Annotated in this window: 25 protein-coding genes; 8 read left to right on the top strand and 17 right to left on the bottom strand. The window is 57.2% G+C overall.

The features are described 5' to 3' along the window. Nucleotides 1-63: 63 nt before the first annotated feature. From holA to leuS, 3 genes are read right to left on the bottom strand one after another with little or no spacing between them, the layout of a single operon-like run. Complete coding sequence (gene holA, locus C7H08_RS10765; RefSeq protein WP_106671743.1) at nucleotides 64-1,077, bottom strand: DNA polymerase III subunit delta; 1,014 nt, start codon at nucleotides 1,075-1,077, stop codon at nucleotides 64-66. Next, nucleotides 1,074-1,652, bottom strand: coding sequence for an LPS-assembly lipoprotein LptE (locus tag C7H08_RS10760; protein WP_106671742.1), 579 nt, complete (start codon nucleotides 1,650-1,652; stop codon nucleotides 1,074-1,076). The genes holA and C7H08_RS10760 overlap by 4 nt, the downstream gene beginning before the upstream one ends. Nucleotide 1,653: 1 nt before the next feature. Then, nucleotides 1,654-4,239 (bottom strand): leucine--tRNA ligase, encoded by a 2,586-nt coding sequence (gene leuS / locus C7H08_RS10755; protein ID WP_106672088.1) that lies wholly within the window; start codon nucleotides 4,237-4,239, stop codon nucleotides 1,654-1,656. 175 nt (nucleotides 4,240-4,414) lie between these two features. Here leuS and C7H08_RS10750 point away from each other — a divergent pair, with 175 nt between their 5' ends. Beyond that, nucleotides 4,415-4,963: a zinc ribbon-containing protein gene (locus C7H08_RS10750; RefSeq protein WP_106671741.1), complete on the top strand. Its 549-nt coding sequence runs from the start codon at nucleotides 4,415-4,417 to the stop codon at nucleotides 4,961-4,963. Nucleotides 4,964-4,967: 4 nt separating this feature from the next. On the opposite strand, the gene lnt is transcribed toward C7H08_RS10750, so the two are convergent. The 5 genes from lnt to miaB all read right to left on the bottom strand — a co-directional run bounded on the left by lnt (nucleotide 4,968) and on the right by miaB (nucleotide 10,240). After that, nucleotides 4,968-6,515, bottom strand: coding sequence for an apolipoprotein N-acyltransferase (gene lnt / locus C7H08_RS10745; protein WP_106671740.1), 1,548 nt, complete (start codon nucleotides 6,513-6,515; stop codon nucleotides 4,968-4,970). After that, entirely contained in the window at nucleotides 6,505-7,350 is an 846-nt protein-coding gene (locus C7H08_RS10740) for an HlyC/CorC family transporter (RefSeq protein ID WP_106671739.1), read from the bottom strand. The genes lnt and C7H08_RS10740 overlap by 11 nt, the downstream gene beginning before the upstream one ends. After that, nucleotides 7,347-7,820, bottom strand: coding sequence for an rRNA maturation RNase YbeY (gene ybeY / locus C7H08_RS10735; protein WP_106671738.1), 474 nt, complete (start codon nucleotides 7,818-7,820; stop codon nucleotides 7,347-7,349). The genes C7H08_RS10740 and ybeY overlap by 4 nt, the downstream gene beginning before the upstream one ends. Further along, the gene (locus C7H08_RS10730) at nucleotides 7,817-8,803 is read right to left on the bottom strand and encodes a PhoH family protein (protein ID WP_106671737.1); all 987 of its coding nucleotides are present in this window, start codon (nucleotides 8,801-8,803) and stop codon (nucleotides 7,817-7,819) included. Before C7H08_RS10730 ends, ybeY begins: the two co-directional genes overlap by 4 nt. 90 nt (nucleotides 8,804-8,893) lie before the next feature. Then, a complete protein-coding gene (gene miaB / locus C7H08_RS10725) occupies nucleotides 8,894-10,240 on the bottom strand; it encodes a tRNA (N6-isopentenyl adenosine(37)-C2)-methylthiotransferase MiaB (protein WP_106671736.1) in 1,347 nt (448 codons plus the stop codon). A gap of 349 nt (nucleotides 10,241-10,589) precedes the next feature. On the opposite strand from miaB, the gene trmH reads away from it, so the two are divergent. Further along, nucleotides 10,590-11,324 carry a tRNA (guanosine(18)-2'-O)-methyltransferase TrmH gene (gene trmH / locus C7H08_RS10720; RefSeq protein ID WP_106671735.1) on the top strand — a complete coding sequence of 245 codons (735 nt, stop codon included), beginning with the start codon at nucleotides 10,590-10,592 and terminating at the stop codon, nucleotides 11,322-11,324. Between the two features lie 141 nt (nucleotides 11,325-11,465). On the opposite strand, the gene C7H08_RS10715 is transcribed toward trmH, so the two are convergent. The 6 genes from C7H08_RS10715 to C7H08_RS10690 form a co-directional block, all read right to left on the bottom strand. Further along, complete coding sequence (locus C7H08_RS10715; protein WP_106671734.1) at nucleotides 11,466-12,482, bottom strand: nucleoid-associated protein; 1,017 nt, start codon at nucleotides 12,480-12,482, stop codon at nucleotides 11,466-11,468. 213 nt (nucleotides 12,483-12,695) lie between these two features. Then, on the bottom strand, nucleotides 12,696-12,998 hold the full coding sequence (locus tag C7H08_RS10710; protein WP_106671733.1) for a hypothetical protein: 303 nt from the start codon (nucleotides 12,996-12,998) through the stop codon (nucleotides 12,696-12,698). Next, the gene (locus tag C7H08_RS10705) at nucleotides 12,995-13,198 is read right to left on the bottom strand and encodes an addiction module protein (protein WP_106671732.1); all 204 of its coding nucleotides are present in this window, start codon (nucleotides 13,196-13,198) and stop codon (nucleotides 12,995-12,997) included. Before C7H08_RS10705 ends, C7H08_RS10710 begins: the two co-directional genes overlap by 4 nt. A gap of 185 nt (nucleotides 13,199-13,383) precedes the next feature. After that, a complete protein-coding gene (gene cysN / locus C7H08_RS10700) occupies nucleotides 13,384-15,042 on the bottom strand; it encodes a sulfate adenylyltransferase subunit CysN (RefSeq protein ID WP_106671731.1) in 1,659 nt (552 codons plus the stop codon). A 1-nt stretch (nucleotide 15,043) separates the two neighbouring features. Continuing rightward, entirely contained in the window at nucleotides 15,044-15,958 is a 915-nt protein-coding gene (gene cysD, locus C7H08_RS10695) for a sulfate adenylyltransferase subunit CysD (RefSeq protein WP_341476608.1), read from the bottom strand. Between the two features lie 180 nt (nucleotides 15,959-16,138). Beyond that, nucleotides 16,139-16,561, bottom strand: coding sequence for a PilZ domain-containing protein (locus C7H08_RS10690; RefSeq protein ID WP_106671729.1), 423 nt, complete (start codon nucleotides 16,559-16,561; stop codon nucleotides 16,139-16,141). A gap of 309 nt (nucleotides 16,562-16,870) precedes the next feature. Between C7H08_RS10690 and rimO the strand changes: the two genes are divergently transcribed. Next, nucleotides 16,871-18,211 (top strand): 30S ribosomal protein S12 methylthiotransferase RimO, encoded by a 1,341-nt coding sequence (gene rimO, locus C7H08_RS10685; RefSeq protein WP_106671728.1) that lies wholly within the window; start codon nucleotides 16,871-16,873, stop codon nucleotides 18,209-18,211. Between the two features lie 478 nt (nucleotides 18,212-18,689). Here rimO and gatB read toward each other — a convergent pair whose 3' ends face one another. The 3 genes from gatB to gatC form a co-directional block, all read right to left on the bottom strand. Continuing rightward, nucleotides 18,690-20,141 (bottom strand): Asp-tRNA(Asn)/Glu-tRNA(Gln) amidotransferase subunit GatB, encoded by a 1,452-nt coding sequence (gene gatB, locus C7H08_RS10680; protein ID WP_106671727.1) that lies wholly within the window; start codon nucleotides 20,139-20,141, stop codon nucleotides 18,690-18,692. 23 nt (nucleotides 20,142-20,164) lie between these two features. Then, on the bottom strand, nucleotides 20,165-21,622 hold the full coding sequence (gatA, locus tag C7H08_RS10675; RefSeq protein ID WP_106671726.1) for an Asp-tRNA(Asn)/Glu-tRNA(Gln) amidotransferase subunit GatA: 1,458 nt from the start codon (nucleotides 21,620-21,622) through the stop codon (nucleotides 20,165-20,167). Between the two features lie 74 nt (nucleotides 21,623-21,696). After that, a complete protein-coding gene (gene gatC / locus C7H08_RS10670; protein ID WP_106671725.1) occupies nucleotides 21,697-21,984 on the bottom strand; it encodes an Asp-tRNA(Asn)/Glu-tRNA(Gln) amidotransferase subunit GatC in 288 nt (95 codons plus the stop codon). A 194-nt stretch (nucleotides 21,985-22,178) separates the two neighbouring features. On the opposite strand from gatC, the gene C7H08_RS10665 reads away from it, so the two are divergent. Genes C7H08_RS10665 through rng form a run of 5 tightly spaced genes read left to right on the top strand, consistent with a single transcriptional unit; the run spans nucleotide 22,179 to nucleotide 26,683 of the window. Beyond that, the gene (locus C7H08_RS10665) at nucleotides 22,179-23,222 is read left to right on the top strand and encodes a rod shape-determining protein (protein WP_106671724.1); all 1,044 of its coding nucleotides are present in this window, start codon (nucleotides 22,179-22,181) and stop codon (nucleotides 23,220-23,222) included. A gap of 29 nt (nucleotides 23,223-23,251) precedes the next feature. Then, on the top strand, nucleotides 23,252-24,118 hold the full coding sequence (gene mreC / locus C7H08_RS10660; protein ID WP_106671723.1) for a rod shape-determining protein MreC: 867 nt from the start codon (nucleotides 23,252-23,254) through the stop codon (nucleotides 24,116-24,118). Then, nucleotides 24,118-24,594 (top strand): rod shape-determining protein MreD, encoded by a 477-nt coding sequence (mreD, locus tag C7H08_RS10655; RefSeq protein ID WP_106671722.1) that lies wholly within the window; start codon nucleotides 24,118-24,120, stop codon nucleotides 24,592-24,594. The genes mreC and mreD overlap by 1 nt, the downstream gene beginning before the upstream one ends. Nucleotides 24,595-24,599: 5 nt before the next feature. Then, nucleotides 24,600-25,202, top strand: coding sequence for a Maf family protein (locus tag C7H08_RS10650; RefSeq protein ID WP_106672086.1), 603 nt, complete (start codon nucleotides 24,600-24,602; stop codon nucleotides 25,200-25,202). Beyond that, a complete protein-coding gene (gene rng, locus C7H08_RS10645; RefSeq protein ID WP_106671721.1) occupies nucleotides 25,199-26,683 on the top strand; it encodes a ribonuclease G in 1,485 nt (494 codons plus the stop codon). Before C7H08_RS10650 ends, rng begins: the two co-directional genes overlap by 4 nt. Nucleotides 26,684-26,701: the final 18 nt, after the last annotated feature.

Below are 26,701 nucleotides of genomic sequence, written 5' to 3'. Positions count from 1 at the left end.
GTAAAAAAGTGTCAAGTGGCTGGAACGGCCGGGTTGTCTGACCTGAACGGTTCTTGACTCAGGTCAGCCCGGTCGGACGCCGGCCAACAGAACAGAGAGATCTCTGAGATGGTGCCAGGGTGACACATCATCAAAACCCTTGGCGGCGCGGTCGGTGGTACTGCATAAACGGATGGCGTGATGCAGCTGTGGCAGGTTCAGGCGTCGGGCGGCTTGCTGGATAGCCGAAGCGCGACGGGGCTGGAATACGCCACGCTTTTTCAGAAAACCGGAAGGGTTATCACCGGGAGGGAGCGCTGATTTGAGCTCAATAATAAGGTGAAGGTCGCGCACCAGAACGCTCAGCAGTCCCAGCGGGTTCTCACCTTCCTGTTGCAGGATGCCGATTATCTTGCCGGCGTGAGCGGCCTTGCCAGAGAGCAGTTCGGTGACCAGCTCAAAACCATTAAAGCGGGCGCTGTCCTGAACTGCGCGCTCAATGGTCTCCTCATCAATGGTTTTGCCATCGGTGAGCAGTGCTAATCGGTCCAGTTCCTGACTGGCTGCCAGCAGATTACCTTCCAGCCGTTCCGCCAACATGGCCAGGGCGCCACGGGTCAGGTGCAGGCCTTGATTGCTCGCCCGTTGTTGAAGCCAGCCGGCAAACTTTTCCGGTTCCACCGGCCAGACCGGCACGTGGACGCCGGTGCCCTGTAGCTCTTTGTACCACTTACGTTTGGTTTCCGCCGCATCCAGCCGGGCACTGATCAGAAGAAGAACCACATCGTCCGGAGGTGATTGGAGAATCTGCTCCATGACCTTTCGTCCGTCGCCCAGCTTGCCGGTGGGCAGGTGAATCTCGATCCGGCGTTTTTCAGCGAACAACGACAGAGCACTGCATTCGTCCCCGACCGCGTTCCAGCTTAGCTGGTGGTCGGCATGGTAGGTAATACGGTCCTGATAGCCGGCGTCACGGGCGGCTTTCCGAATCTGGTCGCAACATTCCTGAACCAGCAGCGGCTCATCACCGGAAACAAGGTACACCGGTGCCAGGCTTTTTTTCAGTAACTGAGGAAGTTGGCCGGGCTGGGTTTTCACGGCGATTCGGCCTGCTCTTGACTGGCGGAGTGCTCCTCGGTAACGGCATCTATACGCTCACGGGTCATCGGTGCCAGCCGGAAGATAACCTGTTGTGCCAACCGGTCACCCAATTGCTGACGCAGCTCCTCCTCTTCCCGTTGCTTGGCAAGCACATTGGTTTCGTCGTAACGGTAGGTTTCGCTGGTGGTCAGCTCGGTTGCGGCAATGAGCGGTATCTGATCGGCGGTAAACAGTTCCATGGATACTGTGTGTCGCAGAATATACTCGGCTGCCGCCGCCTGGGCGGTAATGGCCGAGGCACGGCGATCCTGTTGATAGTTTCTCAGGCGCAGCACATAGTCTGCTTGCGCGGGTTCTCTGAGTTCTACGCCACCCAGGCTCAGCTGCTCCCGGACCGACTGGCAGAATCGCCCTGGTATGGCGTCCGGGCAATCCACTGCCAGTGGCTGCAAGGCAGCCGGCACCGGAGAGGTGCCCCGCAACTGAAAACCGCACCCCGTGAGTGTGGTCATGGCAAGTGCCGCAACCACAGGAATCCGAAGCGCTTTCAGCAATGAGGGCAGCCAGTTCATATCAGTTCGCCACCACGTTGACCAGCTTGCCCGGAACCACGATCACTTTCCGCACGGTCTTGCCTTCCGTGAAGCGCATGACGTTTTCATTCTCGAGCGCCAGCTTCTCCAGGTCGTCCTTGCCGATATCGACCGGCACGCTTTCTTTGGCGCGGACTTTACCGTTGACCTGCAGCACCACTTCAATTTCGCTGCGCACCATGGCGCTCTCATCTGCCAGGGGCCACTTGGCATCCACCACCAGCTCGGCATGCCCGAGCGCGTGCCAGAGGCTATGACAGATGTGCGGTACGATCGGGGACAGTACCAGCACCGCCACATCCAGCGCCTCCTGGCGCACGGCGCGGGTTTGCGGCTCGTCGTCGGCCAGTTTGCTGACGTCGTTGAGCAGTTCCATGACCGCGGCAATGGAGGTGTTGAAGGTCAGGCGACGACTGATATCGTCGCTGACTTTGGCAATGGTTTCGTGGGTCTTGCGGCGCAGATCCTTCTGGGCATCAGTCAGGCTGCCGGCGTTCAGTGCCGGTACGCCACCTGCAGCCGTGTGTTCATTCACCAGGCGCCAGAGCCGTTTGAGGAAGCGGTGAGCACCTTCCACGCCGCTGTCTGACCACTCCAGGGACTGCTCGGGCGGTGCGGCAAACATCATGAACAGGCGCACGGTATCGGCACCGTGCTGGTCGATGATGGACTGCGGGTCGATACCGTTATTCTTCGATTTCGACATTTTGGTGACGCCGCCGATTTCCACCGGCTGGCCGTCGGCTTTCAGTACCGCCTGCGTAACCTGTCCTTTGCCATCTCGCTCAACGGTGACGTCGGCCGGGTTAAACCAGGTCTTGCCGCCGTTGTCTTCGTTCCGGTAATAGGTTTCGGCCAGCACCATGCCTTGACAGAGCAGGCGATTGAACGGCTCGGAGCTGTCTACCAGGCCGAAATCCCGCAGCAGTTTATGGAAAAATCGGGCATACAGCAGGTGCAGGATGGCGTGTTCGATACCGCCGATGTACTGATCGACCGGCAGCCAGTAGTTCGCCGCAGCCGGGTCCAGCATGCCCTGGTCGTAGTTGGGGCTGCAGAACCGGGCGTAATACCAGGATGACTCCATGAAGGTGTCGAAAGTATCGGTTTCCAGCGTGGCGGGCTGACCATTGTATTCGGTTTTGCACCAGTCAGGGTCTGCCTTGATGGGTGACTGCACGCCATCCATTTCGACCTCCTCCGGCAGGCGAACCGGCAGCTGATCGTCCGGTACCGGCATCTCGGTACCGTCGTCCAGTGTCATCATTGGAATCGGCGAGCCCCAGTAGCGCTGGCGTGACACGCCCCAGTCTCGCAGCCGGTAGTTTACTGTGCGCTTGCCAATGTTGTTCGCTTCCAGATAACGGGCGATTTCTTCAAAGGCTTCGTCGCTGGTCAGGCCGCTGTATTTGCCGGATGACACCAGAAAACCCTTTTCAGTGAAGGCCTTCTCCTGCACATCAATATCACGGCTGTCGTTGGGCGCAATGACCTGCTTGATCGACAGCTTGTACTTGAGCGCGAATTCGTGGTCTCGGTCGTCGTGCCCCGGCACTGCCATCAGTGCCCCGGTGCCGTAATCCATCAACACAAAATTGGCAACCCAGACCGGAATTTCTTCCTGGGTAAGGGGGTTGATGGCCTTGAAGCCAGTGTCGACGCCCTTCTTTTCCATGGTGGCGAGCTCGGCTTCGGCCACCTTGTTGTTGCGACACTGTTCGACAAACTCGGCGACATCCAGATGGCGCTCGGCGGCCGCCTTGGCCAGCGGATGCTCGGCGGCCACCGCCATGTAACTGACCCCCATCAGGGTGTCCGGGCGAGTGGTGTAAACGGTCATGCCTTCATCACGGTCTTTCAGCGGGAAGGTCAGCTCGGTACCCACTGACTTGCCGATCCAGTTCCGTTGCATGGTCTTGACCTGTTCCGGCCAGTCTTCAAGCTGGTCCAGGTCGTTCAGCAGTTCATCGGCGTAATCGGTGATGCGGATAAACCACTGGGGAATCTTCTTCTGCTCAACCAGTGCTCCAGAGCGCCAGCCGCGGCCATCAACAACCTGCTCGTTGGCCAGTACGGTCTGGTCGACCGGGTCCCAGTTGACGGTCGACATTTTTTTGTACACCAGGCCCTTCTCGTACAACCGGGCAAAGAACCACTGTTCCCAGCGGTAATACTCGGGGTCACAGGTGGCGAGCTCGCGCCCCCAGTCGTAACCGAAACCCAATTGTTTGAGCTGTTTTTTCATGTAGTCAATATTGGCCCGGGTCCATTTTGCAGGCGCGGACCTGTTGGCAATGGCGGCATTCTCTGCGGGTAGGCCAAACGCGTCCCAGCCCATGGGCTGCATCACGTTTTTGCCTTGCATGCGCTGGTAGCGGGAGATCACGTCGCCAATGGTATAGTTGCGAACGTGGCCCATGTGTAGCTTGCCGCTGGGGTAGGGGAACATGGACAGGCAGTAGTACTTGGGCTTCCCGGGCTCTTCTTTAACTTTGAAGGTCTGGTTGGATTCCCAGAAGTCGCGGGCGGTCTGTTCTACTTCACGTGGGTTGTATTGCTCGTCCATTCCTGCCATTGCCAAAATTAACCTGTGTCAGAATGATGTTCGAAAGGGCTGAACATTCTAACGCACACAAGGCTTAACAGGTAGTCTGCCAATTTGGCTGACTTGTGCCAGACTTCAGGTATGCATTTATTTGCCTGGCCTTTGCACCATAACCAAAACAGAGTCGAGGATTAACATGACAGAACCAGAACGCAGTCACCTTTCAGGCAAAGCCCTTGAGGCCTACGACAGAATGCTCGAACGGGTGCAAACCCGTTTGCATGAGCTCCAGGAAACTTCGCTGAAAACCCTGGAGGAAGAGGTTCAGAAGGCCGTTGAAATTGAGTACGAACTGGAGGAAATGACCCGGGAAGAGGCTGAATTGCTGGGCGCCTATCTAGAGCGTGATCTCGAACACCTGATGCACTTTGTCGAGGAAACCGGGGAGGGACTGAAAGAATGGCTGCAGCTGGATATCTCGTTATTGGAAAACACTCTGTCTGACCGGTTGTTGTCTGTCGCTGACAAAACCCTGGTGGATACACTGGAGCTCAAGCAAAAACTCGAGAACCAGGACGTTAGCCACTACATCTCCGGGGAGGTGGCCACCGCCGGCATGTTCCGATGCATGAACTGCAACCATATGCTGTGTCTGACCAAGACCAGTCACCTGCACCCCTGTGAAGCTTGCGGTTCGCACTACTTCGAACGAGTGACCAGTCGCTGGCCACGAAAGGAAAGCTGAACACTCAGCTTTTTGGAATCACCCGTTCCCGCACAAATACAACCAGGATCACGGCCAGGGTCAGCACTGGCCAGGAGCCTGTCAGCATATAAGGCGTGCTGCCGGTGGCGCTGAATACCTCCCCGGTCAGTACCGCGCGCTCGAACTGAGGAATGCGTTCGGTGATCTGGCCTTTTTCGTCAATAATCGCGGTGACGCCATTGTTGGTGCCCCGAAGCATGTAACGACCGGTTTCCAGCGCCCGCATACGGGCAATCTGCAGGTGTTGCAGCGGACCGATGGAGTCGCCGAACCAGCCGTCGTTGCTGATGGTCAGCAAGATGCCGGCGCTGCGGGCGTTGAATGCGACAAAGTCCGGGTAGGCCACTTCGTAGCAGATGTAGGGCATGATGCTTACACCATTGGCCATCAGCGGTGACTGGTATTTCGGCCCGGGTGAAAAACTGCTCATGGGTAAGTCGAAAAAGCCGATCAGGCCTCTCAGAATCCCCTGCAGTGGAACGTACTCGCCGAAAGGTACCAGTTTCTGCTTGTGATAGATGCCTTCACCACTGCCAATGGCCATGATGCTGTTGTGGAAAGTGTAATCGTCAATGCGATCACTGTAGCCGTACCAGGGAATGCCCGTAATCAGCGTGCTGTTGTTGCCCAGCTCGCTGCGGATGTGATCAATGATCGCTCCGGCCTGATCCTGAGGAATCGGAATGGCGGTTTCCGGCCACAGGATCAGATCGCTCTGCCAATGGGCCTCGGTCATGCCCAGGTAGGCGACAATCTGATCCCTGAGAAAGTCCGGATCCCATTTGATCTGCTGGGGGATGTTGCCTTGCATGGCGGCGAAGCTCATGGGCTCGTCGCTGAGTTGGGTCCAGTCGGTCTGCTTCATGGCCGGCGCGACGAACCAGGGTATCAGGGCCAGAACCAACGTTGCGGCAGCCGCTTTGCGATGACCAGTCACCAGCAGCCACCACAGGGCGTACGCGGCCGCCCCGGTGACAAGAATCCAGAACGTCAGGCCATGAACTCCGGTGAGCGGGGCTAATCCTGCCAGCGGGCCATCGGTATGGGCAGTGCCCAGGTACATCCAGGGAAAACCGGTCAGCAGCCAGCCCCGTAGCCAGTCTCCCAATACCCAGACAGCGGGAAACAGGATCAGCCGACGAACGCTGCTGTCTTTGGCAAGTTTGCCCCAGAACCAGAACGCGAGGGCATGAAACAGGGCAAGGCCGGCCACAAACAGTACCATCAGGATAATGGATACCGGTACCGAGGTGTTGCCGTGCTCACTGATGCTGACGTAGATCCAGCTGACACCCGAGGCAAACAAGCCCAGGCCAACCAGCCAGCCAGAGCGGAACAACTTTTCGGAAGGCTGATTCAGGGTCACCAGTAGAATCAGGAACACCGACACGGGCCCCAGCCACCATTGATTAAACGGCGCCAGGGTCAGTGTCTGGAGAGCGCCGGCGATCAGCAGAATCGCCGGGCTTAACCAGGAGCTGGTGATGAATTTGAAGTTCAGAGGGTGGCGAGGGCCGGACTCATGATTCACTTCGTACTACCTGCAACAAACGGATGACTCGGTTATCGGCGTTGGCGATGGTAAACCGCAAACCACCGAATTCAACCGTTTCGCCTCGTCTGGGCAGGTGACCAAATTCTTTAAGAACAAGGCCGCCGATGGTGTCGAACTCTTCTTCGTCCATGGAGGCCTCGAAAAATTCGTTGAAATCGTCAATCGGCGTCACAGCTTTGACCGCGTAGGTGCCATCGCCACGGGCTTTGATGTGGGTTTCTTCATCGAAATCGTGCTCATCTTCGATCTCGCCCACAATCTGCTCCAGCACATCTTCGATGGTGATCAGGCCCGCAGTGCCGCCGTACTCGTCCACCACGATGGCCATGTGATTGCGGTTTTCTTTGAACTCTTTAAGCAGTTGGTTCAGCCGCTTGCTTTCCGGTACGAAGGTCGGTGGCCGGAGAATCTCCCGAATACTGGACCAGTTAAGGTCGTTGTTCAGGGCTAACGGCAGCAGATCTTTGGCCAGCAGAACGCCGATTACGTCATCCTGGCTTTCACCGATGACAGGAAAGCGGCTGTGTGCAGAAGACATGATTTCAGGTAGGAATTCTTTCGGGTCCTGAGCGGCTTTGACGGTGATCATTTGAGAACGGGGGATCATGATCTCCTCCACCCGCATATCAATCACCTGCATGGCACCCTCAATGATGCTCATGGAATCGGCGTCGATGATGCTTTGGGATTCAGCGTCCCGCAGAATTTCCAGTACGTCCTCTACGGACTCCGGCCCACTGGAAAAGGCCTGTGATATACGTTCCAGCCAGGACTTACCGCCCTGGCTGCGACTCGACTGATCGTCGCTCATGAGTCTTGTTCCGTTTCCTCTGCTTCGTAAGGGTTGATATATCCGAGCTGCGCTAGCAACCGGATCTCGAGGGCTTCCATGACCTCGGCATCATCGTCTTCAATATGATCGTAGCCCTGAAGGTGCAACATACCGTGCACCACCATATGAGCCCAATGGGCAGCAGGCAGCTTGTGCTGTTCCCGCGCCTCTTGTTCAACGACCGGCACGCAGATCACCAGATCTCCGGCCAATGGCATCGTTATACCCGCTGGTGCCTCAAATGGGAAGGACAAAACATTGGTGGGTTTGTCCTGGCCCCGGTACTGATGGTTCAGTTCCCGGCTTTCCTCAGTATCCACAATACGAATGGTTACCTCTGACGGATCCTCTCCTTGCCAGGCCAGTTCGGCCCAGGTCTGGAAGCTGGATTCATCGGGTACGCCTTCGCCGTCAAAGACCCGCTGAAAATCGATGGTCAGCTTGCTCATTGGCCTTTGCGACTCCCGTCGTCAAAGGAATCGTAGGCTTCCACAATGCGCTGAACAATCGGGTGACGAACCACGTCTTTTGAGTCGAAGCGGGTGAAACCAATGCCCGGAACCTTGCTCAACACACCCGCCGCATGGATCAGCCCGGAGTTCTCGCCCCGGGGCAGGTCAACCTGGGTGGTGTCGCCGGTGATCACCGCGGTGGAGCCAAAGCCAATCCGGGTCAGGAACATCTTCATCTGCTCCCGGGTGGTGTTCTGGCTCTCGTCCAGAATAATAAACGAGTTGTTAAGCGTACGGCCGCGCATAAAGGCCAACGGCGCGATCTCGATCACACTTTTCTCGATCAGGCGGGTAACATGATCAAAGCCGAGCATCTCGTAGAGGGCGTCGTAAAGCGGCCGGAGGTAAGGGTCGACCTTTTGGGCCAGGTCGCCGGGCAGAAAGCCCAGCTTCTCGCCGGCTTCCACCGCCGGGCGCACCAGCAAGATACGCTTGACCTGCTCGTCTTTCAGGGCTTCCACCGCACAGGCCACCGCCAGCCAGGTTTTACCGGTACCCGCAGGCCCGATACCAAAATTGATGTCGTGGCTGCGGATGCTCTGCACATACTTCTGCTGGTTCTTGCCACGGGGCTTGGCGGTTACCTTCGGAGTTTTGATGACCGTGACCTGACCTTCATCATAGGGCACGTCATCCGGCAGTCGTTCCAGCCCGGTCTCACGGATAAACAGGTGCACGGTATCCGGAGGGATGTCGCTGGTCGCCTCGGTTTCCCGGTACATGTGGCGGATTACCTCGGTGGCAGCGGCGACGTTTTCGGTGTGCCCGTCCACCCGGAAGTGATGGCCGCGACGGCCAACTTTCACCTGGAGACGTTTTTCAATCATCTTCAGGTGTTCATCAAACTGCCCGCACAGCGTGGTCAGCCTTCGCTGGTCTACCGGGTGCAGGTCAAATTGTCTGGTGTCTTGAGTATTCAATCTTGCTCCGTTTGGTTTACTCCCCGGATTCTTGGTTGGGGAGTCGGTATTTCGGTGTGTGGTGCCTGGCCGGGGGTTGTGGGGCGCGGTCTAAAACAACTCCGGACCCACAGGAACGCCGCGCAAAGAGTTGGCGTACGCCTCGACGATCTCGACGTCGACGAAGTGACCCACCACCTCGGGATTGTCGTGCCGGAAATTCACGATGCGGTTGTTCTCGGTGCGGCCGGCGTATTCGCCGGGGTCCTTTTTGGACAAGCCGGTCACCAGAATCCTCTGCGTGCTGCCCACCATCTTCCGGCTGATATCCATCACGTTCTGATTCAGTCGATCCTGAAGAATGCTCAGGCGCTGCTTCTTCACCTGCATCGGCGTATCGTCTGGCAAATCCGCCGCCGGAGTGCCGGGGCGGGCGCTGTAGACAAAGCTGAAGGACATATCGAAGCCGATATCGTTGATCAGCTTCATGGTGTCTTCGAAGTCTTTATCAGATTCTCCAGGGAAACCGATGATAAAATCCGAGGAAAAGCTGATGTCTGGCCGGATCTTCCGCAAACGGCGCAGCTTGGATTTGTACTCCAGAGCCGTGTGGCCACGCTTCATTGCCGCCAGAATGCGATCGGAACCGCTCTGCACCGGCAGGTGCAGATGGCTGACCAGCTCCGGAACCCGCTCATAGATCTCGATTAAGGAATCGCTGAACTCGACCGGATGGGAAGTGGTGTAGCGAATGCGGTCGATGCCATCAATGGAGGCGATCAGTTCGATCAGTTCGGCCATGTCCATGACGTCGCCGTCGTGGGTATCGCCCCGGTAAGCGTTGACGTTCTGGCCCAGCAGATTAACTTCGCGTACGCCCTGGCTGGCAAGGTGGGCGACTTCGGCGATCACGTCGTCGACCGGGCGACTGACTTCTTCACCGCGGGTGTAGGGTACTACGCAGAAGGTGCAGTATTTGCTGCAGCCTTCCATGATCGAGACGAACGCAGAAGGGCCATCTGCGCCGGGGTCCGGCAGATTGTCGAATTTTTCAATCTCTGGAAAGCTGACGTCAACCACGCCCACGCCGTTACCTTTGGCGCGCACTTCGGTGATCATGTCGGGCAGGCGGTGCAGGGTTTGTGGGCCGAACACCATGTCGACAAACGGGGCCCGGTCGATGATGGCCTGGCCTTCCTGGCTGGCGACACAGCCGCCGACGCCGATGATCAGGTCGGGTTTTTTGCTTTTCAGTTTTTTCCAGCGGCCGAGCTGGTGGAACACTTTGTCCTGGGCTTTTTCGCGGATGGAGCAGGTGTTCAGCAGCAGGATGTCGGCGTCATCGGGCGAGTCGGTCATTTCGACGGTTTCGCCGGTTTTGAGCAGGTCTGCCATGCGGGCAGAGTCGTACTCGTTCATTTGGCAGCCGTGGGTTTTGATGTACAGCTTTTTGGCCATGGGTCTCACGCAGTCTGATGTGTGTTGCGCCGGGTGTGGTGATTTTGGCGCTGGCAAAAATTGGACTGCGTAGTATAGCGGGGTGCTTAAACTTCAACCACCGTTGTCTCGGGTTTTGCTGTGGTATCATTCGCAGCAACTCCAGTTTGGTGTATGAAGGCTTTTGGGGTGAGCTTTCCAAAACACGCTCCTTCGGCACATCCATGTGACGCTTGGGCTCCGCCATCCCTGGCTCCGCACAGTTTTGGAAAGCTCACCCCAAAACCCTTCCCATAGGCCTGTGCTGGATTCCTCAAGCTCTGATCGTGTTTATGGAAGCCGCCCAACACAACATTTAATCAATATACTTATGACCCCCGAACGCCTTGCCCGAATCAAACAGACCCTGAACACCCGCCAACCTGACCTTCGGGTGCTGACCGATCAGGTTCACAAGCCGCGAAACCTGTCTGCGATTATCCGTTCCTGTGACGCCTTTGGCCTGGCTCATATGCACGTAGTGTGGCCGAAGGAAGGCTTCCGGGCGTTCCGGAAGACCGCCGGCGGCAGTTATCACTGGGTGACCACCCACACCCATCCGACCATGGACGAAGCCGTTGCCGGACTTAAGGCTCAGGGCCACAAGATTTATGCTGCGCAGCTGTCAGAGCGGGCGGTGGATTTTCGGGAGGTGGATTACACCGTGCCATGCACGATCATCATGGGCAACGAAGTGGACGGGGTGAACCCGGTGACGGCGGAGCAGGCGGATGAGCACCTGGTGATCCCGATGATGGGGATGGTGGAGTCGTTGAATGTGTCTTCAGCCTGTTCGATTATTCTTTCCGAAGCCCAGCGTCAGCGGAAACTGGCGGGGATGTTTGAGCATCGGCGGATGCCGGATGAGGACTACAACCGGTTGCTGTTCCGCTGGTGCCAGCCAACGGTGAAGCGCTATTGCGATGACCGCAACCTGCCGTACCCGCCGATTGATCACGAAACCGGAGAGCTGATCGATGGCGTAGGCTGGATGCAGGAAGTCAGAAAACTCAGAGCGAACCGCCCCAGGTGGGACGAGCAACCGGAAAATATCGAAGTAGGCTGATACCTGCGGAATCCATCGCCATTGTCAGGCCGGTCGTGGGGTGGGTGAAACTTTTTCTGCCGGAAAAAGATGTCTGAGCGAAGCGAGTTATTTTTCCAAAGAAAAAGTTTCACCCACCCCGCGACCCGCCCCAAGTCAGTTTTAATCCTCCCGAGCCTCCAGATACCGCTGCAACTGCTCCCGCAATGCTTTAGGCAGGCGGGTGATGGTCAGGGCGTCCTGATCGCGGTCGTAGTAGACCGCCTGGTTCATCAAGTCGGAGGAGAAGGACAAACTCATGCCACCGCCCGAGCCGGCGATGCGGACCAGCTTCTTGACCTTGCGGTGGTCCGGGTGCAGAACGCCGGTTTCAGGCATTTCGGCGTTCTGGCTGGCGAACTCCTTGAAGCGCTCGGGCTGGCTCTCGTCCAGGTAGCTGGACAGGGCCTCAATAGCTACGGGCTCGCCCAGGGCGTGCTGGTCTTTGCAGAATTCGTAGGCTTTGGTGCGAACTTCGCCGGCTTTTTCGGGTTCAGACGACTTGGCGAAGGCTTCCACCGCGTCCAGAAACGTCATGGTTTCTTTTTCCACATCCACGCTGTTGGTGAACGCGCACAGGCGCAGAAACAGCTCACCGGGGTCGCCGGTGCCGCGGGCGTGGATGACGGTCAGATAATTCTCACTGGCGTTGTCGTTGCGCCAGTCGTCCAGCTCGATTCGCACGGCCAGATTCAGGCGCGACAGGCTGAGCACATCGGTGGCGTCCAGCTTCTGAGTGCCGTCGAAGCGCATGGCACTGTCGGTTTCAAGCATGAACAGGTACACCACTTCGGAGTCGGCCAGGGCATCGTGGACGATCATCAGGTGGCCATCAAACTCTTCCTGGCTGCCGTTGAGCAGTTCCTGCCAATGCCCGAACAGGCGGTCGGTCATGGCGGCGAAGGTCTGTTTGTCTTCCAGGTAGTCCTTGAGCCAGGCGCTGAACGGGCCTTCGCCGAGGTCTTCGGAGAAGCGGCCGTATTTTTTGCCGGGTTTGCTGTTGAACAGGCGCTTCATCTGTTTGTGCAGAGCTTCGTAATCGCCACCGGGCTCCTGCATGGCCTCGCCGGCAACAAGGCGGGCGGGTTGGCCCGGCTGGTACTGGCTGGCGAAGGCGGTGCGCAGGTGTTTAATGGCCATTTTGGTTCAGCTCCTGTGGTTAATCTTGGTGGCGGGGGATTGTGCCATGGTCTGGCTTTTTGTTCATTGCCGGCTTTTGGCTTGGCGGGCGGGTCGCGGGGTGGTGAACTATTTTTCTTTGGAAAAACAACTCGCTTCGCTCAGACATCTTTTCCCGGCAGAAAAATAGTTCACCACCCCACGACCGGCGTAGCTCGTTCCTGGTTTCGTTGGCTAACGTTCGAGACGTTTGTCTGTGTTTACAGGATTTTCTCGTGTGTCGAGAACTGCACGAACATCGACGAATGTTTCGCCAATTTTGTAATAAATAATGAAGGGAAAGCGTTTTGCGGGGCTTGCGTAGTGGCCAAATCGCTGCTGATGGAGTCCGCCAAAGAATTCCAGCGCCTCCATATCAGTAATGATTGAATCGAAGAAATATCTGCCGAGTCCATACTCGATTTGGTCGTAGAAGTTTACAGCGTTGTTGATGTCCTGAAGTGCTCCGTCCGTGAGCCTTACTTCCCGGTGTTTCATCGCCGTGGACCGCGTTCCTTCAAAGCTGCAAGCGAAGTGTATTGAGTCCGGCCTTCTTCAATAGCTTGAGCACGCTCTGCGAGCACCCTGCCGTGCCATTCGGGCGGCTCGGGCATCCGATTATTGACAGTCAAAGATTGCCAAAGCTGTTCCATAGCCTGAACTTTCTCAATATCAGTCATCTGATCAATAGCAGTCATCCTTCCAAACCCTATCTGAACAAGACGCTTTTAGTGTACCACTCCAAATCTCTGCCGGCGGCGGGGTGGGGGATTCTTTTTCTGCCGGAAAAAGATGTCTGAGCGCAGCGAGTTGTTTTTCCAAAGAAAAAGAATCCCCCACCCCGGTGCCAGCCCGCCAAGGAAGGGGAATCTATGTGCCAGGCCTATCTCGAGACTCTACGAGCCAGCTCCTGAACAAGGCCCGAAACCGCGTCCGGAATCTCGGCCTCAGTCTCGGCCGATACGCTGGCGTTGGCGATGTCAGAGCCCAGGTTCACGGTAATCGCTACCAGACCATGAGCAGTCAGCAGCTGTGCCACGCGGCGGCGTTCATCGGCATCGCCGGTGTTCTCTTCAGACACCACCACGGCGGTCTTGCCCTGGTCGAACAGGGTGCGCTCTACCGCAAGCGCCAGCGCTGATGCTTGCTTGCCGTTGCAAGCGATGATGGCTGGTTTCTGGGCCAGGCGACGTGCGCGTTCTTCCGGGGTGACCGGGTCCAGTGATTCCAGACCATCCGCCAGGCCAGCGATCATGCCGGCGCCCACGGTGACGTTGGTCAGGCGGTCGATGACGATGAAGCTGCCGGTGGCGTGGTTGCGCTGGTAGGCGTCAAACGCGATGGGCTGGTTCAGGGTCAGTTCGCACAGGCCGATTTCATTGAGCTGAAGCTGGCTCGGGTTCGGGTTTTGCTCCAGCGTGTTCACATCGGTCTGGTGGTGAATGGCCTTCACCGTGCCGGAGGTGAACGTAGGGCCAAGTTTGATGTCGTACAAGCGACCGGTTTCCAGCGGCGCGTCCATCATCCACACAATGTTGGCGTTGAAACGATTGGCCACTTCCGGCTCGTCTTCCGCTTTGACCAGCATGTCGCCACGGCTGATGTCGATTTCGTCTTCCAGAGTCAGGGTGACCGCCTGGTCGATATAGGCTTCGTCAAGACTGCCATCAAAAGTCACGATCTCCTTGACCTTGCTGGTGCGCCGCGAGGGCAGGGCCATCACGGTCTCGCCCGGGCGAATCACGCCGGAAGCAATAGTGCCGCAGAAGCCCCGGAAGTTGAGGTTGGGGCGGGTCACGTACTGCACCGGAAAGCGGAAATGCTCCAGGTTCTTGTCCCGGGACACTTCCACGGTTTCCAGGATTTCCATCAACGGCTGACCGGTGAACCAGGGTGTGTGCTCGCTCCGGTTCACCACGTTGTCGCCGTCCAGGGCAGAAATCGGCACAAAGCGGATATCGTTAAGGCCAAGGCGAGTAGCAAAAGCCTGATACTCATCGCGGATTTCGTTAAAGCGCTGCTCACTGAAGTCCACCAGGTCCATCTTGTTCACGGCCACCACAATGTGGCGAATGCCCAGCAAGGAGGCAATGAACGAGTGTCGGCGAGTCTGGGTCATCACACCATGGCGGGCGTCGATCATCAGGATCGCCAGTTGCGCGGTGGAGGCGCCGGTGGCCATGTTGCGGGTGTATTGTTCATGGCCCGGGGTGTCGGCAATGATGAACTTGCGCTTGTCAGTGCTGAAGTAGCGGTAGGCGACATCAATGGTGATACCCTGTTCCCGCTCGGCCTGTAGGCCGTCTACCAGAAGTGCCAGGTCTAACTTTTCACCGGTGGTGCCCATTTTGGCGCTGTCGGTTTTCAGGCTCGCCATGTGATCTTCGTAGATCATTTTGGTGTCGTGCAGCAGGCGGCCGATCAGGGTGCTTTTGCCATCGTCGACACTTCCGCAAGTAAGCAGGCGCAGCAGCTCTTTGTTTTCGTGCTGTTTCAGGTACGACAGAATGTCGTCGGCGATCAATTCAGACTGGTGTGACATCTCAGAAGTACCCTTCCCGCTTTTTCTGTTCCATGGAGCCGGCCGAATCGTGGTCGATGACCCGGCCCTGGCGTTCGGAGCTGGTGGCCAGCAACATTTCCTGAATGATGTCCGGCAGCGTGTTGGCTTCGGACTCGATGGCCCCGGTCAGGGGGTAGCAGCCCAGGGTCCGGAAGCGCACCGACTTCATCATCGGTTTTTCGCCTTCTTTCAGGGGCATACGGTCGTCATCGACCATAATCAGTGTGCCGTCGCGCTCCACCACCGGTCGCACCGCCGAAAAATACAGGGGCACGATGTCGATATTTTCGAGGTAGATGTACTGCCAGATATCCAGCTCGGTCCAGTTTGACAGCGGGAATACCCGGATGCTCTCGCCCTTGTTGACCTTGCCGTTGTAAATGTTCCAGAGCTCAGGACGCTGGTTTTTCGGGTCCCAGCGATGGTGTTCATCGCGAAACGAGTACACCCGTTCCTTGGCGCGGGACTTTTCTTCGTCCCGCCGGGCGCCACCGAAGGCTGCGTCGAATTTGTACTTGTTCAGGGCCTGTTTCAGGGCCTGGGTTTTCATCATGTCGGTGTGTTTGGCGCTGCCGTGGGTAAAGGGGCCGACGCCCTGCTTAACCCCTTCCTCGTTGGTGTGCACGATCAGATCCAGGCCGTATCGGTTGACCTGTTTGTCGCGGAACTCGATCATCTCCCGGAATTTCCAGGTGGTGTCGACGTGCATCAGGGGAAAAGGCGGTTTGCCCGGGTAGAAGGCCTTCAGGGCAAGGTGCAGCATCACGGCGGAATCTTTGCCGACGGAATAGAGCATGACCGGGTTGTCAAACTCGGCGGCCACTTCCCGGATAATGTGGATGCTTTCGGCTTCCAGCTGTTTGAGATGCGTGAGATTGTATGTGGTCATGATCATCCGTTACCGCGGGGGCGTTGTGATGGCTTAAATCGGATGGAACACTATATCAGAGCGCTACAGGGTATAAGAAGGTGCCTGCTAAGAATTTAGGGTTCTAATAATATAGCGTTGGCTAGCGGGTAGGATCTGGCGGAAGGGGCGCTCAGAGCGGTGCCGAGCGGCAAGGCTCGAGTATTTTTATGGTGCGTCGCGCGCCTCGTTGCGGGTGTCGGCCAGCAGTTTCGCTACATACCGGTCGATGTAGTCGAATCCGTTGCCCTCAAACTCGCTGAACTGGATGCCAATCTGGAACTCATCCCGAGCGATTCGGCGCATATGAACGATGTTGCCGTCGGCCAGGACGGTTACCGGCTGAGTTGGCAGCACGGGAACCATAAACCGGGTTTTTACTTCAATCCAGTGGCCAGGGGAGGGTGCGCGCATTCCGGGGACCAGTTGTTTGACCATGTTTTGATCGCAGGTGATCATCACCCCGGAGCGGGAAAGGTTGGAAACCTTGCACGTCAGACAGCACCCATCAATCTTTTCGATGGTAATGTCGGTGGCTATATCCACGCGCTGCTGGTTGCGAAGGTTAGATTTCGTTGCAAGAGGTTTCATGTTCACTCTTCTGGCATGTGTGGTTTGAACAGAAGTTGCCTTTCCCATAAACGCCTTCCAGAAAAACGCATAACCGATTGAAAGTTTAGCTGTTTAAAAAGTGAACAGCAAGAAATCTGCCTACTATTGTGTCAGTTTTGTTAAGAAATTCTGAACACGGTGTCACAAAATTACCTTGCCAGCTTCCCTCGGTCCGCAGTATCCGCTGCACTTCCGATGCAGCAAGGAGCTGCAGTTGAGGTGTGGCTGAGGTAAAATCCTGCCCCTACATTCATCAGGGGCTTCGCCCCGGGATTCCTGCGAACATTTATGACCGAGAAAACACAAGACGCTGCCCTGGGTGGCAAAGTGGGCTTCATCAGCCTGGGCTGCCCGAAGGCACTGGTAGACTCCGAGCGTATCCTGACCCAGCTGCGCCTGGACGGATACGAAGTGGTGCCAACCTACAACGACGCAGACATCGTGGTGGTGAACACCTGTGGTTTCATTGACGCGGCCAAGCAGGAATCCCTGGATGCGATCGGCGAAGCCATCAGCGAGAACGGTCGTGTGATCGTCACCGGTTGCATGGGCGCCGAAGCCGAGAAAATCCGAGAAACCCACCCGGGTGTGCTGGCGGTCTCCGGCCCTCATGCCTATGAAGAGGTGGTGGGCTCTGTGCATCAATATCTGCCGCCGAAGAAGGATCACGATCCGTTTCTCGATCTGGTTCCGCCCCAGGGCATCAAACTGACCCCGCGTCACTATGCCTACCTGAAAATTTCCGAAGGCTGCAACCACCGCTGCACCTTCTGTATCATCCCGTCCATGCGCGGCGATCTGGTCAGCCGGCCGATCGGTGATGTCATGGACGAAGCCCAGCGCCTGGTCGATGCCGGAGTAAAGGAATTGCTGGTGATCTCCCAGGATACCTCGGCGTACGGTGTCGACATCAAATACCGCACCGGCTTCTGGCAGGGCCGCCCGGTCAAGACCAAAATGCAGTCGCTGTGCGAAGCCTTGGGCGAGCTGGGTGTGTGGGTACGTCTGCATTATGTGTATCCGTACCCCCATGTCGATGACATCATCCCACTGATGGCGGAAGGCAAGATCCTCCCGTACCTGGACATTCCGTTCCAGCACGCCAGCCCGAAAGTGCTCAAGGCCATGAAACGCCCGGCCCACGACAGCAAGACCCTGGACCGTATCCGCAAATGGCGGGAAATCTGCCCGGAACTGACCATTCGTTCGACCTTCATCGTCGGCTTCCCCGGCGAAACCGAGGAAGATTTCCAGTACTTGCTGGATTGGCTGGATGAAGCGCAGCTGGATCGCGTTGGCGCGTTTACCTACAGCCCGGTTGAGGGGGCCAAGGCCAACGAGCTGGAAGGTGCTGTGCCGGAAGAGGTAAAGGAAGACCGCCTGGCCAGGTTTATGACCAAGCAGGCCGAAATCTCCGCAGCCCGCCTGCAGGTCAAGATCGGCAAGACCATTGACGTGCTCATCGACGAAGTCGACGAGGAAGGTGCCATCGGCCGCTCCAAGGCCGATGCGCCGGAAATCGACGGCATGGTCTACCTGAACGACGAGACCGACCTGGTCCCGGGTCAGATTGTGCAGGTAGTTGTCGAGCATGCCGATGAGCATGACCTTTGGGCCCGATTGGCCTGATTCAGCGTTAGTTCGCTGACTTTGGTGGTGTGACGCGGCTCAGGCCCCAGCTTGCTTGTTGGTGGTTGGGCCTTGGCGGGCGGTGCCTCCCAAAAACCGCTCCTTGCGGCACATCCTTGTGGCGCTTCTGCTCCGCCATCCCTGGCTCCGCACATTTTTGGGAGGCACCGCCCGCCAAGGCCTTCGGGCGCGGGGAGTAATAGTCAGCGGGTAATTAGCGTTAAATTGAACGGGGCAGTCTGATTAGAAGTAAAGCGTAAAGAAAGCAGCGCAGCGCTGATGTTTTTCAGCCTATGCCCCAGTAGTTTGAATGGGTGGGTTTGGGGCCCCTTCCCAAAAATTTCGAAGGCCAAGGATGGCCTGAGAGAAGCGCACATGGATGTGCTTGTAGCGGTTTTTGGGAAGGGGCCCCAAACCCACCCTTCCCCAAAACAACCAGGCTAGGGCCGGAGCTAGCCCCCGACCCAAGGTCAACAGATTAGCCGCCAAGCTTGCGAACAAGAATCTCGTTGAACAGCTTCGGGTTGCCCTGACCTTTGGAAGCTTTCATCAAGGGCCCCATAAAGCCGCCGAGCATCTTCTTGCGCTTCTTCGGATCTTCCTCGTTTTGGTACTGAGTCACTTGATCCGGCATGCCGGCCAGTACTTCCTCGACCATGGCTTCCAGAGCGCCTGTGTCAGACACCTGCTTCAGGCCGTTGGCGTCGATGATGGCATCCACGTTGTCGTTATCGCCAGACCAGAGCGCCTCGAACACCTTCTTGGCGCCGGCTGACGACACTGTGTTGTCGGCAATGCGGGTCACCAGCGCACCCAGCTGAGCCCCGGAGATTGGCGACTCGGCAACCGACTTCTCCTCGGCATTCAGGCGCGCAGAAAACTCGCCCTGAATCCAGTTAGCCGCCAGTTTCGCATCCTTGCCGTGCGCCAGGGTTTCCTCGAAGAACGCCGCCAGTCTGGCGTCGCCAGACAGTACACCGGCGTCGTAATCGTTCAGGCCATATTGCTCCTTGAACCTTGCCTTGCGGGCATCCGGCAGCTCCGGCAGGCGGGCGCGGGCGTCTTCGATGAAGGCGTCGTCGATGTCCACCGGCAGCAGGTCAGGGCAGGGGAAGTAGCGGTAATCGTTGGCTTCTTCCTTGGAGCGCATGGACCGGGATTCGTCCCGGTCGCCGTTGTACAGGCGGGTTTCCTGGGTGATGGTGCCGCCGTCTTCCAGGATGTCCATCTGCCGTTCGACTTCGTGGGCGATGGCCTGCTCCATGAACCGGAAGGAGTTCAGGTTCTTGGTCTCGGTGCGGGTGCCCAGGGTATCGGAACCCTTCGGCTTCAGCGAAATGTTGACGTCAAAGCGCATGGAGCCCTGAGACATGTCGCCGTCGCAGATACCCAGAGAGGTCACCAGGCTGTGCAGCTTCTTGGCAAAAACCACGGCCTCCTCGGCCGTGCTCATGTCCGGCTCGGTCACTACCTCGATCAACGGCGTGCCGGCCCGATTCAGGTCGATGCCGGTCATGCCGTGGTAGTCCTCGTGCAGGGATTTACCGGCGTCTTCTTCCAGGTGGGCGTGGTGAATGCGCACGCGCTTGGTGCTGCCGTCGGCCAGGTCGATGTCCACGTGGCCGGGGCCAACAATAGGCTGGGCCAGCTGGGTAGTCTGATAGCCCTTGGGCAGGTCCGGATAGAAGTAGTTCTTGCGCTCGAACATGGAGCGGCGGCCGATTTCCGCGTTGGTGGCCAGGCCGAACATCACCGCGTAGCGAAACGCCTGCTCGTTGGGCACCGGCAAAGTGCCCGGCATAGCGAGGTCGATCGCGTTGGCCTGGGTGTTGGGCTCGGCACCGAAGGCGGTGCTGGAGCCGGAGAAGATCTTGGTTTTGGTGGCAAGCTGAACGTGTATTTCCAGCCCGATCACGATATCCCACTGCATGTGTTCGTCTCCTTCAGTCGGGCTTATTGGGGTTCGCGCTGGTGCCAGTCGGTCACCTGCTGGAACTGATGGGCGGCATTCAGCAGTCGGGCTTCAGAGAAGTAGTCTCCAATAATCTGCAGGCCTACCGGCAAGCCATCAACAAAACCGGCCGGTACCGACATAGCCGGGATGCCCGCCAGGTTGATGGCGATGGTGAACACATCTTCCAGGTACATGGAAACCGGGTCGGTATTTTTCTCGCCTTGCACAAAGGCCGGTGATGGCGACACCGGGCTCATCAATACATCCACTTCCTTGAAGGCGGTGATGAAATCCTGCTGGATCAGGCGGCGCACTTTCTGGGCCTTCAGGTAATACGCATCAAAATAGCCGGCAGACAGCGCATAACTGCCCACCAGAATCCGCCGTTTCACCTCATTGCCGAAACCCTCTGCCCGGGTGCGGGTGTACATGTCCATCAGATCCTTGGGGTCTTCGCAGCGATAGCCATAACGCACCCCGTCAAAGCGGGACAGGTTGGCAGACGCCTCCGCCGGGGCGATCACGTAATACGCGGCAATGGCCAGCTTGGCGTTGGGCAGCGAAACCTCTTTTACGGTTGCCCCCAGTTTCTCGTATTCGCGTACGGCGCTACGAACCTGCTGTTCCATGGCGGGTGACAGCTGCTCGCTGAAATACTCTTTCGGCAGGCCAATCTTCAGGCCTTTTAAGGGCTCGTTAAGAGTGGCGGTGTAATCGGGCACTTCGCGATCGATGCAGGTGGAATCCTTCGGATCAAACCCTGCCATCACGTTCAGCATCAGTGCGGCGTCTTCCGCTGTGCGGGTCATCGCGCCACCCTGATCCAGCGACGAGGCAAAGGCAATCATGCCATAACGAGACACTCGGCCGTAGGTTGGCTTTAGCCCGGTAATGCCGCACAGGGCCGCCGGCTGGCGGATAGAACCACCGGTATCGGTGCCCGTTGCGGCCGGTACCAGGCGAGCGGCAACGGCGGCTGCCGATCCGCCGGACGATCCGCCCGGAACTCGGTTGACAGCTGAGGAGGCCCCCCAGGGATTGGTGGTGGCCCCGAAATAACTGGACTCAGTGGAAGAGCCCATGGCGAACTCGTCCATGTTGGTCTTGCCCAGGCAGACTGCGCCAGCCTGTTTGAACTTTTCCGTCACCGTCGCATCGTAGGGTGGTACAAAGTTCTCCAGCATTTTCGAACCGCAGGTGGTGCGAACGCCGTTGGTACAGAAGATATCTTTATGGGCAAAGGGTATGCCGGTCCAGGCCGTCGCCTTGCCAGCGGCCCGCATGTCATCGGCTGCTTTGGCCTCGACCATGGCCTGTTCTTCGGAAATGGTAATGAAGCTGTTGTACTTGCCATCTTCCAGTTTCAGACGGTCGAGGAACTGTTGAGCCAGCTCCACACTCGAAATCTTTCCGCTTTCCAGCTCTCTGGAAAGTTCTGCTACGGACTTGTTATGCATGATCAATCCTGAAATCCATGATCGTCAGAAAATCTGCCCCATATAAAGTGGCAGTTACGGCGCATTCAATGAACTTATTCGATAACTCGCGGCACCAGATACAGCCCGTCTTCGGTCGCCGGCGCAATCGCCTGAAAGGCCGCCCGCTGATCGGTTTCGGTCACCACGTCGGGGCGTAACCGCTGCACGGCATCCAACGGATGCGCCATCGGTTCCACCAAATCGGTATCTGCAGCACTCAGTTGGTCCACCAGATCCAGGATGTTCCCGAGATCTTTTTCCAGAGCCGAAACCTGCTCGTCGTCCACTTTAATGCGGGCGAGCACGGCAACTTTCTCAATGTCCGCGCGGGAAATGCTCACGCTGCCTCCAGTGATGTGTGAATATAGGCAAAGTATATTATCAGAATCCGGATTCAGAGTGGTCCCGCAATACCTCATAAAATGTGCAAATGGTAAGTCGCAAGCCCTGATGTTGCCTTGCCTGAGGAAGGTGTCACTGCTAAAGTTGCCGCATTCTTTTCTGCAACCGCAACTCTCAGGTTGAAACAACACGAATGTTAATCAAAAGACTCCGAGGCTTATTTTCAAGCGACCTGTCCATCGACCTGGGCACCGCCAACACTCTGATTTACGTGCGCGACCGCGGCATTGTACTGAATGAACCCTCTGTTGTTGCCATTCGCACCAACAATTCCCAGAAAACGGTAGCTGCCGTCGGTGCTGAAGCAAAACGCATGCTCGGCCGCACTCCTGGCAATATCAACGCCATTCGCCCGATGAAAGACGGGGTGATTGCCGATTTTGTGGTGACCGAGAAGATGCTCCAGCACTTTATACATAAAGTGCACGAAAACAGCTTTATTACCCCGAGCCCCCGTGTATTGATTTGTGTGCCGAGTAAATCTACCCAGGTAGAACGCAAGGCGATTCGTGAATCCGCCCTTGGTGCCGGTGCCCGCGAGGTGTTCCTGATTGAAGAGCCGATGGCGGCGGCCATTGGTGCTGGCCTTCCGGTTGAAGAAGCCAGCGGTTCCATGATCGTGGACATCGGTGGTGGCACCACGGAAATTGCGATCATCTCCCTGAACGGTATCGTTTACGCAGAGTCTGTCCGCGTGGGCGGTGACAGGTTTGATGAAGCCATTGTGACCTACGTGCGACGCAACTACGGCAGCCTGATTGGTGATTCGACTGCTGAGCGGATCAAACACGAGATTGGCTGTGCCTATGAGGGTCTCGATGTACGCGAAATTGATGTGCGCGGTCGCAATCTGGCCGAGGGCGTGCCTCGCGCCTTTACCCTGAACAGTGAAGAGATCCTGGATGCCCTCCAGGAGTCGCTGGCCCAGATCGTGCAGACGGTGAAGAGCGCGCTCGAGCAATCTCCCCCTGAGCTGGCGTCTGACATTGCTGAACGGGGTATCGTTCTGACCGGTGGTGGTGCACTCTTGCGCGGCCTGGATAAACTGATCAGTGAAGAAACCGGTCTGCCGGTGATCATCGCCGAAGACCCGTTGACCTGTGTTGCCCGAGGTGGCGGCAAGGCCCTGGAAGTGATTGATCGCGGTGGCATCGGAATGTTCTCCCAGGAGGGTTAATCCTGTGGGAGGACTTCGCCATTAAGACTATTTTTGTCCAGGGGCCGGTTCCCGGCTTCAGACTACTTCTAGTGATTCTGATATCGGCAGCGCTCATCGCTGCCGATGCCCGTTTTGACAAGCTCACCCCTGTCCGCAGTACGCTGTCGACCGGCCTGGCGCCGGTCTATTGGTTAGGCAATGCGCCCTATCGCTTCAGTGATTGGTTTTCCGGCCTGTTTGTCAGCAGAGATGATTTACAGAGTGAAAACGAAGAGCTCAAAGCCCGTATGTTGATTCTCGAGCGCCGGGCGCTCAAATACGCGGCGCTTGCCTCCGAAAACAACGAACTGCGACGTCTGCTGAACTCTTCCGAAGTGCTTGATGATCGGGTCATCGTGGGCGAAGTGGTGGGTGTTTCACCGGATCCGTTCTCCCACGAAATCATCATTAACAAAGGTGACAGCGACGGTGTGACCCGAGGTCAAGCGGTGCTCGATGCAGAAGGGCTGATGGGCCAGATCATCCAGACCAGCCAGTTTACCTCTCGTGTTTTGCTGGTGTCTGACAGCAGTCATGCGGTGCCTGTTGAAGTGGTCCGGAACGGACTGCGTTCGGTGTTGCTCGGTAACGGCGAAACTGATGAGCTGGACCTGGTTCATGTGCCGGACACCGCCGACATCCGTGAAGGCGATACGCTGGTCAGCTCAGGCCTGGGCGGTCGCTTCCCCCGAGGCTACCCGGTTGCAGCTGTGAGCCAGATTACCAAAGAATCCGGGGAGCCGTTTGTGACGATCCGAGCCGTGCCTAAGGCCCTTCTGAACCATAGCCGCATGGTGCTGGTGGTATTTCAACCGGAGACTCGCGATCGTGCCGAGGCAGACTCGCCAGCTGCGTTCGAAGAGGAAGCAAACTGATGTTATCTGTCATCAGCTATCCGCTGTTCTTTGTCACCGTTGTGTTGGCGCTGGTACTGAGTATTTCCCTGTTTCCGGTAGGCTGGTTTGAATTTCGTCCGGAATGGCTTGGCTTGGTGGTGTTCTACTGGACCTTCAGGGCCCCGGCGCAGTTTGGAATCCTGATGGCCTGGTGCCTGGGTCTGCTGCTGGATGTGCTGGAATCCGCGCCGCTGGGCACCAACGCTCTGGGTATGGCTCTGATTGCGTTTCTGGTGTTGACCATCCACCAGCGACTCAGAATGCACCCCCTGCCACAGCAGGCACTGATGGTGTTCCTGCTGCTGGGCATCAATCAGATGTTGGTACATTTCATCAAACAACTGCTCGGTGCCGATTCGGCGGGGTTCAGTTACCTTTGGCCGGCGCTTACCAGTGCCATTGCCTGGCCGTTTGTGTGCGGCTTGCTTGATCGCCTGAATCGGCAAATGGGATGACGCTGATGACATCGTTAATACTGGCTTCCGCGTCCCCACGCCGGGCTCAGTTGCTTGAACAGATTGGTCTGACCTTCCGGGTTCAACCGGCCGACATTAACGAATCCGTGCTGGCTGGAGAACCGGCGGAGCATTATGTTGAGCGCCTGGCGCGCGGGAAAGCGCAACGGGTGGCCAGCCAGAATCCCAATTGCCTGGTGCTGGGGTCGGATACCTCGGTAGTGCTGAACGGTGAGGTTCTGGGCAAACCGGGTTCCGAGGCTGAGGCGCAAGCCATGCTGTTACGATTATCAGGTCAGACCCATCAGGTCATGACCGCGGTGGCCTTGGCTCAAGGCGAGCACTGCCAGTCCAGTCTGGTGGTGACCAATGTCCGTTTTCGGGTGTTGTCCGAGTCCGAAATCACCACCTACGTGGCCAGTGGCGAACCCATGGATAAGGCTGGTGGTTACGGTATTCAGGGTCTGGGTGGTATCTTTGTGAGTGAACTCAAAGGCAGCTACAGCGCGGTTGTGGGGCTGCCCCTTCAGGAGACCGCCGGCTTACTGGCGGAGGCTGGCCATCCGGTCTGGCACAGCTGGCCGTGCAGTAAGGAGAGCCAAATATGAGTGAAGAGATCCTGATCAACGTCACGCCGGTTGAAACCCGGGTCGCGCTGGTCGAGAACGGTATGCTGCAAGAGGCTTACATAGAGCGCGCCAGTCGCAAAGGCATCGTCGGCAATATCTACAAAGGCAAGGTGGTCAGAGTGCTGCCCGGAATGGAAGCTGCCTTTGTTGATATTGGTCTGGAGCGGGCCGCCTTTATCCATGCCTCTGACGTGGTCACCAGCCAGTCGACTGCTGAAGAGCTGGCGGATGCCCCGAAAACCGTGCCCGACATCCGTACCCTCCTCAGGGAGGGTCAAGCGTTGGTGGTTCAGGTGACCAAGGACCCGATCGGCACCAAGGGTGCCCGGTTGACGACCCAGCTTTCCATTCCCTCCCGATACCTGGTGTTTATGCCCGGGGTCAGCCATATCGGAATTTCCCAGCGTATTGAAGACGACAACGAGCGAGCCCGCCTCAAGTCTGTGGTCGAAGCAGCCGCAGCGGCCGAAAATGATGATGTGAAGGGTGGATACATTATCCGGACGGCAGCCGAGGCGGCGGCGGCGGAGGATCTGGTTGCGGATATGACGTACCTGCACCGGCTGAGCCAGTCTGTTCATGAACGGATGGCCAAGGCATCGGCACCATCGGTGATTTATCAGGATCTGCCACTGTTTATCCGTACCATCCGTGACCTGATCCGGCCACAGACCGAGAAAGTCCGTATCGACAGCCGGGAAAGCTATCAGCGGGTGATGGAGTTTGTGCAGGAGTTCGTCACGGAATTCGCCGACAAGGTGGAGTACTATCCGGGTGAACGGCCTATTTTTGATCTGTATTCTGTCGAAGATGAAATCCAGAAGGCCCTGAGTCGTAAGGTGCAGTTGAAGTCGGGTGGTTACGTGATCATCGACCAGACTGAGGCAATGACCACTATCGACATCAATACCGGGGCTTTTGTCGGGCATCGCAATCTTGAGGAGACGATCTTCAAGACCAATCTCGAAGCGGCACGAGCCATTAGCCGGCAGCTCCGTTTAAGAAACCTTGGTGGCATCATCATTATCGATTTTATCGACATGGATGACCCGGAACACCAGCGTCAGGTGCACCGGATGCTGGAGAAAATGCTCGAACGGGATCACGCTAAAACCAAGATTACCGGTGTTTCTGAACTTGGCCTGGTGGAAATGACCCGTAAGCGCACTACCGAAAGCCTCGGGCAGATACTGTGCGAGCCATGCCCGATCTGCGATGGCCGGGGATTTCTGAAAACGCCTGAAACTGTTTGTTTTGAAATATTCCGGGAAATACTCAGGGTAAATCGCGCCTACGACGCGGAGAGCTACCTGGTGATGGCATCCCAGCACGTGGTGGATCGCCTGCTCGATGAAGAGTCAGACAATGTTGCGGATCTTGAAACGTTCATCAGTAAAACCATTCGTTTTCAGGTCGAACCGTTCTATAGCCAGGAGCAATACGATGTGGTCCTGCTCTGACACCCGCTGAGCGGGGCC

The organism is Marinobacter halophilus, from assembly GCF_003007685.1.
GTDB classification, from domain to species: Bacteria; Pseudomonadota; Gammaproteobacteria; order Pseudomonadales; family Oleiphilaceae; genus Marinobacter; species Marinobacter halophilus.
The sequence above is the reverse complement of the archived record's forward strand: the minus strand, read 5'-3'. Positions and strand labels throughout refer to the sequence as shown.

Bases quoted from the DNA above. Each gene is read 5' to 3' on its own strand.
- C7H08_RS10760 (WP_106671742.1), bottom strand. From the start codon at position 1,652: ATGAACTGGCTGCCCTCATTGCTGAAAGCGCTTCGGATTCCTGTGGTT.
- leuS (WP_106672088.1), bottom strand. From the start codon at position 4,239: ATGGACGAGCAATACAACCCACGTGAAGTAGAACAGACCGCCCGCGAC.
- C7H08_RS10750 (WP_106671741.1), top strand. From the start codon at position 4,415: ATGACAGAACCAGAACGCAGTCACCTTTCAGGCAAAGCCCTTGAGGCC.
- C7H08_RS10740 (WP_106671739.1), bottom strand. From the start codon at position 7,350: ATGAGCGACGATCAGTCGAGTCGCAGCCAGGGCGGTAAGTCCTGGCTG.
- ybeY (WP_106671738.1), bottom strand. From the start codon at position 7,820: ATGAGCAAGCTGACCATCGATTTTCAGCGGGTCTTTGACGGCGAAGGC.
- miaB (WP_106671736.1), bottom strand. From the start codon at position 10,240: ATGGCCAAAAAGCTGTACATCAAAACCCACGGCTGCCAAATGAACGAG.
- trmH (WP_106671735.1), top strand. From the start codon at position 10,590: ATGACCCCCGAACGCCTTGCCCGAATCAAACAGACCCTGAACACCCGC.
- C7H08_RS10715 (WP_106671734.1), bottom strand. From the start codon at position 12,482: ATGGCCATTAAACACCTGCGCACCGCCTTCGCCAGCCAGTACCAGCCG.
- C7H08_RS10710 (WP_106671733.1), bottom strand. From the start codon at position 12,998: ATGAAACACCGGGAAGTAAGGCTCACGGACGGAGCACTTCAGGACATC.
- C7H08_RS10705 (WP_106671732.1), bottom strand. From the start codon at position 13,198: ATGACTGCTATTGATCAGATGACTGATATTGAGAAAGTTCAGGCTATG.
- cysN (WP_106671731.1), bottom strand. From the start codon at position 15,042: ATGTCACACCAGTCTGAATTGATCGCCGACGACATTCTGTCGTACCTG.
- cysD (WP_341476608.1), bottom strand. From the start codon at position 15,958: ATGATCATGACCACATACAATCTCACGCATCTCAAACAGCTGGAAGCC.
- C7H08_RS10690 (WP_106671729.1), bottom strand. From the start codon at position 16,561: ATGAAACCTCTTGCAACGAAATCTAACCTTCGCAACCAGCAGCGCGTG.
- rimO (WP_106671728.1), top strand. From the start codon at position 16,871: ATGACCGAGAAAACACAAGACGCTGCCCTGGGTGGCAAAGTGGGCTTC.
- gatB (WP_106671727.1), bottom strand. From the start codon at position 20,141: ATGCAGTGGGATATCGTGATCGGGCTGGAAATACACGTTCAGCTTGCC.
- gatA (WP_106671726.1), bottom strand. From the start codon at position 21,622: ATGCATAACAAGTCCGTAGCAGAACTTTCCAGAGAGCTGGAAAGCGGA.
- C7H08_RS10665 (WP_106671724.1), top strand. From the start codon at position 22,179: ATGTTAATCAAAAGACTCCGAGGCTTATTTTCAAGCGACCTGTCCATC.
- mreD (WP_106671722.1), top strand. From the start codon at position 24,118: ATGTTATCTGTCATCAGCTATCCGCTGTTCTTTGTCACCGTTGTGTTG.
- C7H08_RS10650 (WP_106672086.1), top strand. From the start codon at position 24,600: ATGACATCGTTAATACTGGCTTCCGCGTCCCCACGCCGGGCTCAGTTG.
- rng (WP_106671721.1), top strand. From the start codon at position 25,199: ATGAGTGAAGAGATCCTGATCAACGTCACGCCGGTTGAAACCCGGGTC.